Origin of the sequence: Kitasatospora sp. NPDC090308, assembly GCF_044769485.1 — a bacterium.
GTDB lineage: Bacteria > Actinomycetota > Actinomycetes > Streptomycetales > Streptomycetaceae > Kitasatospora > Kitasatospora fiedleri.
Map to the genome: position 1 here is coordinate 188134 of NZ_JBIVXY010000016.1, position 6162 is coordinate 194295.

A 6162-nucleotide genomic window follows, 5' to 3' on the forward strand; every position below is an offset into this window, starting at 1 on the left:
CCGGCCCGGCCACGGACCCGTCAGTCCGCTGCGGGCAGCCTCGCCAGGGCCTTCGCCGACTCCGGCGCCGCGCCGTCGTGCCCGTCCGCCCACGTCCAGGCCGCCGCGCACAGCGCCCGCACCGCGTCGATCCGGCCGCCCGTGCCGTCCAGCGCCAGCACGCCGCCGTCCGCGCCCGCCGTCCAGCCGCCGCAGCCGAACCGGCCGCCGTCCAGCGCCGACACCTCCGGCTGCGCCTCCAGCAGGCCCCGCAGGTCCTCGGCCAGGTAGGTCGGGCGGTGCTTCGGCGGCGCGGCCAGCACCTGCTCGGGCGTGGCGATGCCGGTGAACACCAGCAGCGAGTCCACCCCGCCGTTGAACGCGCCCTCGATGTCGGTGTCCAGCCGGTCACCGACCACCAGCGGACGCTTCGCCCCCGTCCGCAGCACCGTCTCCCGGTGCATCGGCGGCAGCGGCTTGCCCGCCACCTCCGGCTCCACGCCGGTCGCCGCCTGCACCGCCGCCACCAGCGTCCCGTTGCCCGGCGCGATGCCCCGGGCCGTCGGGATCGACAGGTCGGTGTTCGAGGCCACCCACGGCAGGCCCCGGCCCACCGCGTACGCGGCCTCCGCCAGGTCCTTCCAGCCGACCGACGGGTCGTAGCCCTGCACCACCGCCGCCGGGTCGTCCTCCAGCGAGCGCACCGGCACCAGCCCGCGCTCCTCCAGCGCCTCCAGCAGCCCCGCCCCGCCGATCACCAGCACCCGCGACCCCGCCGGCACCTTCTCCGACACCAGCCGGGCCGCCGCCTGCGCCGAGTTGATCACGTCCGCGGGCTCGGCCGGCACGCCCAGCTCCGTCAGGTGCTCCGCCACCGCCCGCGGCGGCCGCGACGCGTTGTTGGTGACGTACGCCAGCCGCATCCCGGCCGCCCGGGCCCGCTCCAGCGACTCCACGGCGTGGACGACCGCGTGCGGCCCCGCGTACACCACCCCGTCCAGGTCCAGCAGCGCCGTGTCGTACGCCTCCGTCAGCGCCTCCGCACTGGACCCCGGTACGCTCCGCACCGCCGCGGCGTTCTCCGTCATCGCTGCTCCACCCTCGTCACCTCGAACCGAACGGACACCCGCCAGCCTAGGCCGCGCCCGCCACCGCACCCCGGTCAGCCCTCACCCGGACCGTCCGGGCCCTCCGGCCTCCCCGGGCCGCCCGAACCCTCCGGACCGTCCGGGCCGTCCGGGCCGTCCGGGCCCTCCAGCGGCGCCAGGTACCCGGGCGCTCCCGGCAGCAGCGGCCCGTACGCCCCCGCCCGGGCCGCCAGCGTCGCCCTGGTCTGCCGCAGCGCCGCCTGGTAGTGCCGGTTGCCCGGCTGCATCGCCACCGCCAGCGCCAGGTGCTCCGCCGAGACCTCGAAGTCGCCCAGCCGGGCCGCCGACACCCCCCACCCGAACTGCGCGTAGTCGTCCGACGGATCGGCCTCCGCCACCGCCCGGAAACTCTCCAGCGCCCGCGCGTACTGCCCCGCGTCGAACTGGGCCCGCGCCAGCGCCTCCCGGATCGACCGCGACCCCGGCTCCGCCTCCGCCGCCCGCGCCAGCAGCTGCACCGCCGCCGCCGGGTGCCGCTCCTCCAACAGCCGCACCCCGCGCCGGAACCAGTCGTACACCCCGCCGCCGGGCACCCCGTTCCCGCCGGCCCCCGGAACCGCCGCCCCGCCGTCGCCCTCGTGCTCCCGGTGACCCATCCGCACCTACCCCGCTTCCCGTCCGCCCGCCCACGTCCCGGATGACCTGGACGTCCACCCGCATCGCGATCTCCCAACAAGGACTACCCGACTAACATGCCCAGAATGAGCGCCCCTCGTGCCGAAACCGGCAACGAGCCCTCGGGCGGCCCCGGAGACCCCGGGCACGTCGCCACCGCAGGGCTGTCCCTGTCCCCGTTCCGCGGCCTGCGCTACGACCCGCACCGGGTCGGCGACCTGGCCGCGGTCACCTCACCGCCGTACGACGTGGTCGACCCCGGACGGCGCCTGGACCTGGAGACCGCGGACCCGCACAACATCGTCCGCCTGATCCTGCCCCGCCCCGAACCCGAGGACGCCGGCGACCGCCCCGACCGCGACACCCGCTACCGGCACGCCGCCCGCCTGCTCAACGACTGGCGCCACCAGGGCGTCCTGACCGCCGACCCCAGCCCCGCCCTGTACGTCTACGAGCAGCGCACCCCCTCCGGCACCCTCCAGCGCGGCCTGATCGGCGCCCTCGCCGTCAGCGGCCCCGAAGCCGGCGTCGTCCTGCCGCACGAGGACGTCATGCCCAAGCCCGTCGCCGACCGGGTCGGCCTGATGCGCACCACCCGCGCCAACCTCGAACCGCTGCTGCTCACCTACCGCGGCCACGGCAGCGCCGCCGACGTCATCGAACGCGCCGCCGCCACCGAGCCGCTGCTCGCCACCACCACCAGCGACGGCACCCACCACCGCCTGTGGGCCGTCACCGACCCCGCCGAACTGGCCGCCGTCACCCGCGACCTGGCCGGCTGCCGCGCCCTGATCGCCGACGGCCACCACCGCTGGGAGATGTACCTGCGGCTCCAGCGCGAACACCGCCACCTGCCGCGCAGCCCCTGGGACCGCGGCCTGGTCCTGCTCGTCGACACCGACCGCTACCCGCTGCGGGTCCGCGCCATCCACCGCGTCCTGCACCGCCTCCCGCCGGACGCCGCGCTCGCCGCCCTCGACCCGGCCGCCTGGCGCACCACCGAGCTGCCCGGCGCCCTCCCCGACGCCCTCACCGCCCTCGCCGAGGCCCACCGCTCCCCCGGCAACTCCTTCGTCCTCACCGCCGGCGACGGCCGCTTCCAGCTCCTCACCGGCCCCGACGAAGCCACCCTCGCCGCCACCGTCCGCACCGACCGCCCCGAGGAGTGGCGCCGCCTGGACGCCACCGTCCTGCACGCCGTCCTGCTCGACCGCACCTGGCACGTCCCCGACAGCCCCGAGCACATCGGCTACCTGCACTCCGCCGAGGCCGCCGTCCGCGAGGCCGCCCGCACCGGCGGCACCGCCGTCCTGCTCCACCCCGTCGAGGAACGCGTCGTGCGCCGCCTCGCCGAACAGGGCGTCACCATGCCCCGCAAGTCCACCTCCTTCGGCCCCAAACCGGCCACCGGACTGGTCCTGCGCTCCCTCGAACTCGGCTGATCCGCCGCCGACCCGGTGCCGACCCGCCGCCGACCCTTCCGCGCGGAACGCGAAGAGGCCCCCGCTCCTACCCGGAACGGGGGCCTCTCCTCACGCCGGTCAGCCCTGCTTGGGCTGCTCCTCGAACGAGTCCTCGTCGTAGTCCTCGTCCACCTCGAGGTCGTCCTCGTCGTAGAACTCCTCGACGTCCTCCTCGTCCTCGAAGATCATCCGGTCGTCGCCGACGTCGTCCTTGTCGATCTGACGGCGCGCCGGCTCCACGGCCTCCGCGCCCTCGTCCTCGCCCTCGGCGTCCTCGTCCAGCGCGTCGGTGAACTCCACGCCGTCGATCTCCGCCAGCCGCTCGGCCGCGTTGGTCGACCCGTCCGTGTCCGCCTCCACGGCCTTCACGAACCACTCCCGGGCCTCGTCCGCCCGACCCGCCGCGATCAGCGCGTCCGCGTACCCGTAGCGCAGCCGCGCCGTCCACGGGTGGATCGCCGAGGACGCCAGCTCCGGGCTCTGCAGCGTCACGACGGCCGCGTCGAACTGCTCCAGGTCCGCCCGGGCACCCGCCGCGACCAGCCGCATCTCGACCTGACCGGCCTTGTCCAGCTGCTTCACCTCGGGCTCACCGGCCATCGCCAGCGCCCGCTCCGGCCGGCCCAGACCGCGCTCGCAGTCCGCCATCACCGGCCACAGGTCGACCCGCCCGGTCATCCGCTTCGCCGCCCGGAACTCGGTCAGCGCCTCCGCGTACCGCTGCGTCATGTACGAGGCGAACCCGGCCGCCTCGCGCACGCTCGCCACCCGCGAAGCCAGCCGCAGCGCGACCCGCGAGTAGTTGTAGGCCTCCTCCGGCTCGCTGTCGAGCAGCCGCGCCACCATCACCAGGTTGCGCGCCACGTCCTCGGCCAACGTCTTCGGCAGGCTCTTCAGGTCCTGCTTGACGTCCGCGTCGATCTCGTACCCGGTCACGTCGTCCGGGATCGGCAGCCGCTTCACCGGCTCCTGACGCCGCTCGTCGTACCCGCCCCGCTCGTCCCGCCCGCCGCGGTACCCACCACGGTCGTCCCGCCCGCCCCGGTACCCGCCCCGGTCGTCCCGGCGCTCGTACCCGCCGCTGCGCTGCGGACGGTCGTCGCGGCCACGGAAGCCGCCACGGTCGCCGCCCTGCGGACGGTCGTAGCCACCGCTGCGCTGCGGACGGTCGTCCCGGCCGCGGAAGCCGCCACGGTCACCGCCGCCCTGCGGACGGTCGTAGCCGCCACTGCGCTGCGGACGGTCATCGCGGTCACGCCCGTACGAGGGACGGTCCTCACGCGGACGGAACCCACCACGGTCGCCACCGCCCTGGGGACGGTCGTCACGACCCCGGTAGCCACCGCCGGTGCCGCCGCCCTGCGGACGGTCGTCCCGGCGCTCGTAGCCACCGCTGCGCTGCGGGCGGTCGTTGAACGAACGCTCCTCACGCGGACGGAACCCGCCGCCCTGCGGACGGTCGTAGCCACCGCTGCGCTGGGGACGGTCGTCACGGTCACGCCCGTACGAGGGACGGTCCTCACGCGGACGGAAGCCGCCACGGTCACCGCCGCCCTGGGGACGGTCGTACCCGCCGCTGCGCTGCGGACGGTCGTCGCGGCCACGGAAGCCGCCACGGTCACCGCCGCCCTGCGGACGCTCGTCCCGGCGCTCGTAGCCGCCACTGCGCTGCGGGCGGTCGTCGAACGAACGCTCCTCACGCGGACGGAACCCGCCACCCTGGGGACGGTCGTAGCCACCGCTGCGCTGGGGACGGTCGTCACGGCCGCGGAAGCCGCCACGGTCACCGCCGCCCTGCGGACGGTCGTAGCCGCCACTGCGCTGCGGACGGTCATCGCGGTCACGCCCGTACGAGGGACGGTCCTCACGCGGACGGAAGCCGCCACGGTCACCACCCTGGGGACGGTCGTCACGACCCCGGTAGCCACCGCCGGCGCCACCGCCCTGCGGACGGTCGTCCCGGCCACGGAAGCCGCCACGGTCACCGCCACCCTGCTGCGGGCGGTCGTCGCGGGAGCGGTAACCGCCACCGCCGCCGCCACCGCCGTACGAAGGCCGGTCGTCACGCGAGCGGAAGCCACCGCCGGCGCCACCGCCCTGCGGACGGTCGTCACGGGAGCGGTAACCGCCACCGCCGCCACCACCGCCGTACGAAGGCCGGTCGTCACGCGAGCGGAAGCCCCCACGGTCGCCGCCGCGGTCACCGCGGTCGTCACGACCCCGGTAGCCACCGCCTTCGCCACGGTCGTCACGACGCGGGCCGCGGTCGTTCGACCAGCCCCCTCGCGACCTGGGCTCGTACCCCCGGCCGCCGTCGTTACGGCGCTCGGGCCGGTCCTGGGGCGGGTTCGACATGCTGGTGACTCCTGTCTGCACACTGCGAGTTCGAGAGGCGCCACTGCCGATCCACCGACACCAGCGCGAGATCCGGACGCCCTCCGCACCCCACCAGGGTCCGGAACGTCCGCCTTGTCCATTGTCCGGCATCCGGCGGAACACCGCGTCCGGGTGCCCGACCACCGTCCACCGGCCGTCCACGTGTCCGGCCGATGCCCAACAAAAAAGGCCGAGGCCCCAGCGAATCGCTGGGGCCTCGGCCTATTGAAGAATTGTTCGGCGGCGTCCTACTCTCCCACAGGGTCCCCCCTGCAGTACCATCGGCGCTGTGAGGCTTAGCTTCCGGGTTCGAAATGTAACCGGGCGTTTCCCTCACGCTATGACCACCGAAACCCTATCGGGTATTCAGCGAACACACTTTTCAGTTGAAAAATGGTGTTGCTTCTTGTGGCAGAGTCGAAAGAATCGACTCCCTGCCGGCGATAGCTGTTCGCTACCCGGGAACCACACAGTGAACGCGAGCGTCTGAGGACAAGCCCTCGGCCTATTAGTACCGGTCAACTCCACCCCTCACAGGGCTTCCATATCCGGCCTATCAACCCAGTCGTCTACTGGGAGCC

General features: G+C 74.6%; 4 protein-coding genes and 2 rRNA genes. 1 reads left to right on the forward strand and 5 read right to left on the reverse strand.

Annotated features, from left to right (window positions below; all coding sequences use genetic code 11):
* Positions 1-20: 20 nt before the first annotated feature.
* Both ACIQVD_RS29175 and ACIQVD_RS29180 read right to left on the reverse strand, forming a co-directional pair.
* Positions 21-1067 carry an HAD-IIA family hydrolase gene (locus tag ACIQVD_RS29175; RefSeq protein WP_402292200.1) on the reverse strand — a complete coding sequence of 349 codons (1047 nt, stop codon included), beginning with the start codon at positions 1065-1067 and terminating at the stop codon, positions 21-23.
* 74 nt (positions 1068-1141) lie between these two features.
* On the reverse strand, positions 1142-1723 hold the full coding sequence (locus ACIQVD_RS29180) for a tetratricopeptide repeat protein (RefSeq protein ID WP_402292201.1): 582 nt from the start codon (positions 1721-1723) through the stop codon (positions 1142-1144).
* A gap of 105 nt (positions 1724-1828) precedes the next feature.
* Here ACIQVD_RS29180 and ACIQVD_RS29185 point away from each other — a divergent pair, with 105 nt between their 5' ends.
* Positions 1829-3184 carry a DUF1015 family protein gene (locus ACIQVD_RS29185; RefSeq protein ID WP_402292202.1) on the forward strand — a complete coding sequence of 452 codons (1356 nt, stop codon included), beginning with the start codon at positions 1829-1831 and terminating at the stop codon, positions 3182-3184.
* A gap of 99 nt (positions 3185-3283) precedes the next feature.
* On the opposite strand, the gene ACIQVD_RS29190 is transcribed toward ACIQVD_RS29185, so the two are convergent.
* The 3 genes from ACIQVD_RS29190 to ACIQVD_RS29200 form a co-directional block, all read right to left on the reverse strand.
* Positions 3284-4168 (reverse strand): tetratricopeptide repeat protein, encoded by an 885-nt coding sequence (locus tag ACIQVD_RS29190; RefSeq protein ID WP_400693016.1) that lies wholly within the window; start codon positions 4166-4168, stop codon positions 3284-3286.
* 1648 nt (positions 4169-5816) lie between these two features.
* Positions 5817-5933, reverse strand: a 5S ribosomal RNA gene (rrf, locus tag ACIQVD_RS29195).
* Between the two features lie 136 nt (positions 5934-6069).
* Positions 6070-6162, reverse strand: a 23S ribosomal RNA gene (locus tag ACIQVD_RS29200); the annotation flags it as partial.

What these genes read in the sequence shown, in the direction of transcription:
- ACIQVD_RS29175 (WP_402292200.1), bottom strand. Translation starts at nt 1,067, where the DNA reads ATGACGGAGAACGCCGCGGCGGTGCGGAGCGTACCGGGGTCCAGTGCG.
- ACIQVD_RS29180 (WP_402292201.1), bottom strand. Translation starts at nt 1,723, where the DNA reads ATGGGTCACCGGGAGCACGAGGGCGACGGCGGGGCGGCGGTTCCGGGG.
- ACIQVD_RS29185 (WP_402292202.1), top strand. Translation starts at nt 1,829, where the DNA reads ATGAGCGCCCCTCGTGCCGAAACCGGCAACGAGCCCTCGGGCGGCCCC.